The sequence below is a fragment of the Microvirga sp. P4_G7 genome (assembly GCF_056401005.1).
In genome coordinates this window covers 1-3,891 of the sequence record NZ_JBFUKD010000333.1, presented here as the reverse complement: position 1 = coordinate 3,891, position 3,891 = coordinate 1, and the positions used below count along the sequence as shown (strand labels likewise).

The following is a 3,891-nucleotide window of genomic DNA, read 5'->3' as shown; positions in this document are numbered from 1 at the left end:
CTTTTCATCCCATTCACATCCGTCCCTCGGCGGTCCGACAAAAACCGGTTTCCCCTTTTGCCGATCCCGCTCTAGTAAGGTTGAAAGCCACGCATGTCCGAGGATCCCGACCTTGCGCGATAAGACCGCTCTGCTCCGTTCCTATGCCGGCCTTGCGCCGGTCATTCCCGTCGTCACCATCGACGACGCCCGCATGAGCATCGATTTGGCGCAAGCCCTCGTCGGCGCCGGGCTTCCTGTCATCGAGGTTACCCTGCGGACTGCCGCGGCGCTCGATGCCATCGCTGCGATCGCCAAAGCCGTTCCCGATGCGGTCGTGGCTGCCGGGACCATCCTTCACAAATCGCAGATCGCCGAAGTGGTCGATGCGGGCGCAAAATTCATCGTCACGCCCGGGACGCCGACGTCCCTCGCGGAGGAACTCGCGGCCGCGGCGATCCCGGTCATGCCCGGCTGCGCCACCGCGTCGGAAGCGATGACCCTGGCGAGCCTCGGGTTCGAGGCGCTGAAATTCTTCCCGGCCATGGCGTCGGGCGGCGTGGCCTGGCTGAAGGGCATCGGCGGTCCCTTGCCCATGCTGGGGTTCTGTCCGACCGGCGGTGTCGACCTGTCCAACGCGCCGACGTTGCTGTCGCTCCCCAACGTCCTGTGCGTCGGCGGCACCTGGATCACCCCCAAGGCGACCCTCGAGGCTGGGGATTTCGCCACGGTCGGCCGCCTCGCCCGTGAAGCAGCGGCCCTGCGGCCCGCGAAGGCCTGAGGCCTTCATTCTCCATCGATCGTATCGACGACACCGGCCTGCGTGCTGATCGCTCGCGTTGCCGAACGAGTGAACCATTCCCCGTCTCTCCCGTTGGAATAAGGCCAAGCCTGCGGATGAGAGCCCGACCCGACCCGAGAGGCCGGTCCGGGCCGTTCGAGGTTGCAAGGGAGGCTCTCATGTTCGATCCGAAGGTTTTGCTCGATGCCCTCGTTGGTGCGTCGGCCCGCCCCGACAACACACCGACAGGCGGGGCTCCGACAGGCAAGGTCCCCTCAGGCAAGGTCCCCTCAGGCAAGGCCACGCCGCAAGGCGCCTCCTCCGGTTCGCCCCTTGACCAGGCACTCGGATCTCTCACGGGAGGAGGGTCTGCCGGCGACCTCCTGCAGAAAGCCAAGGACGTGATGGCGCAGAATCCCGCCCTGGCGCAGGCGGCTGTCATGGGTCTCGCCGGTCTTCTGATGGGTAAGCGCAAATCGGGTGGTGGCGGCATCCCCGGAAGCCTCGCGAAGCTCGGCGGTCTCGCCGTGATCGGAACGCTGGCCTACAAGGCGTTCCAGGCGCGCCAACAGGGTGCTGCGGCGAGCGACGCGCCGACGCTCGCAAGCGGCTTGGCGATCCCGCAGGATTCGCGGTTTCACCCCGTCAAGCAAACCGAGGACGACGCCATCCTCTACTTGAAGGCGATGGTCGCAGCAGCGGCGGCGGACGGCCATGTGGACGAAGGCGAGCGCGCCCGGATCGCGCGTGGTCTCGGCGAGGCTGGGATCGACCAGCAGGCGACCCGTTGGCTCGAAGAGCAATTTGCGGCGCCGGCCGACGTCGACGAGTTGTCCGCCAACGTCAATTCCCAGGAAAAGGCGGCGCAAGTCTATGCGGCAGCGCGCATCGCCATCGAGCCGGATACGATCCAGGAACGCGAGTTCCTGCGCCAACTGGCCGAGGCCCTCGATCTCGACGCGGCAGTAAAGCAGCAGGTGGACCAGGCCGCATCGCGCCTGAAAGCGTAGACGCTGATCGCCACAGCCGTGTGGCGGCTGGATTGCCCCCATATCGATCAGAGTCTCGCCGCCGACTTCGTCGCAATGCCGCGGCGCTTGCCGTCGCATCGCGGCAGCAGGCTTGGGCCTGACGACGGCCGTTCACACCGCATCGTGCGGGCGCCCGTGGAAAAGGTGTTGTTTTTGCCGCGCGACAGGGACAATCCTAGTCGGGAATGGTTCTAAGACGGAACGGTGCCGATTCCCGTCCTGTCCCGGATCGAATCGCTCCGCGCGACATTCAACGGCGAAAAGGCATTCAAGCGAAAAGGAAAGTGTAATGGCTGCAAGGCCTCACCGGCGCTCGCCCGAGCAACTGCGTTCACGTCTGTGGTTCGACAATCCCGACAATCCGGGCATGACGGCGCTCTATCTGGAGCGCTATCTGAATTACGGTCTCACGGGCAAGGAATTGCAGTCGAAAAAGCCGATCATCGGCATCGCGCAGACCGGATCCGACTTGTCCCCTTGCAATCGCCATCACCTCGATCTCGCCAAGCGCGTGCGGGACGGCATCACCGCCGCCGGCGGCGTCGCGTTCGAATTCCCGTGTCACCCGATCCAGGAAACCGGAAAGCGGCCGACGGCCTGTCTCGACAGGAACCTGTCCTACTTGTCCCTCGTCGAGGTTCTCTACGGCTATCCTCTCGACGGCGTGGTGCTGCTGACGGGATGCGACAAGACCATGCCCGCCTGCGTCATGGCGGCGGCGACCGTGAACATTCCGGCGATCTCGCTCAATGTCGGTCCCATGCTCAACGGGTGGCATCATGGCGAGCGTATCGGGTCCGGCACCATCGTCTGGAAGGCCCGCGACCGGCACGCGGCAGGCGAGATCGACTACCAGGAATTCATCGACATCGTCATCTCGTCGGCGCCGTCCGTCGGGCATTGCAACACCATGGGCACCGCCTCGACCATGAATGCCCTGGCCGAGGCGCTCGGCATGTCCCTGCCGGGGTCCTCGGCGATCCCCGCGCCCTACCGGGAGCGCGGCCAGACCGCCTATGAGACCGGACGGCGCATCGTCGACATGGTCTGGGAAGATCTCAAACCGTCCGACATTCTCACCCGCGAGGCGTTCGAGAACGCGATCGTCGTCAATGCGGCGATCGGCGGCTCCACCAACGCGCCGGTGCACATCAATGCGATCGCCAAGCATATCGGCGTCCCGCTGACCTGCGACGATTGGGAAAAGGTCGGGTTCGAGATCCCTCTCATCGTGAACATGCAGCCGGCGGGGGAATATCTCGGCGAGGAGTATTATCGCGCGGGCGGGCTGCCGGCGGTGATCGCCGAACTGCGCAAGGCCGGCAAGATCCACGACGGCGCGCTGACCTGCACCGGCCAGACCATCGGGGAGAACAGCACCGGCGAATTGACCTGGGATCGGGAGGTCATCAGGCCCTACGATCGGCCGTTGAAAGAGAAAGCCGGCTTCCTCAATCTAAAGGGTACGCTGTTCGATTCCGCGATCATGAAGACCTCGGTGATCAGCCCGGAATTCCAGGAGCGCTACCTCAACAATCCCGACGACCCGAATGCCTTCGAGGGACCTGTCGTCGTGTTCGAAGGGCCGGAAGACTACCACCACCGCATCGAGGATCCGGCGCTTGGAATCGACGAGCATACGATCCTCATCATGCGCGGCGCGGGTCCGATCGGTTACCCCGGCGCGGCGGAGGTGGTGAACATGCAGCCGCCGGCGGCGCTGATCAAACGGGGTGTTCATTCCCTGCCCTGCATCGGAGACGGCCGGCAATCGGGAACGTCGGGAACGCCATCGATCCTCAATGCCTCGCCCGAAGCCGCGGCTGGTGGCGGCTTGGCGCTGCTCCAGAGCGGCGACCGAGTCCGGATCGACCTCAACAAGCGCAGCGCCGACATTCTGATCTCGGACGAGGAATTGCAGCAGCGCCGGGCGGACCTCGAGGCGCGGGGCGGATTCCCCTATCCGCCGAGCCAGACCCCGTGGCAGGAGATTCAGCGCTCCATGGTCGATCAACTCTCGGAGGGCATGGTTCTCAAGCCGGCGGTAAAATATCAGCACGTCGTCCAGACGTTCGGGGTGCCGCGCGACAACCCCTGAGG

The 3,891-nt window shown here is 65.0% G+C and carries 3 protein-coding genes; all 3 read left to right on the top strand.

All coding sequences use genetic code 11. The annotated features are described in order from the left end of the window. The first annotated feature begins 112 nt into the window (after window positions 1-112). Window positions 113-760, top strand: a complete 648-nt coding sequence (eda, locus tag AC1DT3_RS13910; RefSeq protein ID WP_477465844.1) for a bifunctional 4-hydroxy-2-oxoglutarate aldolase/2-dehydro-3-deoxy-phosphogluconate aldolase — start codon at window positions 113-115, stop codon at window positions 758-760. A gap of 179 nt (window positions 761-939) precedes the next feature. Then, a complete protein-coding gene (locus tag AC1DT3_RS13905) occupies window positions 940-1,770 on the top strand; it encodes a tellurite resistance TerB family protein (protein WP_477465843.1) in 831 nt (276 codons plus the stop codon). 310 nt (window positions 1,771-2,080) lie between these two features. Beyond that, window positions 2,081-3,889 (top strand): IlvD/Edd family dehydratase, encoded by a 1,809-nt coding sequence (locus tag AC1DT3_RS13900; RefSeq protein WP_477465842.1) that lies wholly within the window; start codon window positions 2,081-2,083, stop codon window positions 3,887-3,889. The last annotated feature ends 2 nt before the right edge of the window (window positions 3,890-3,891 follow it).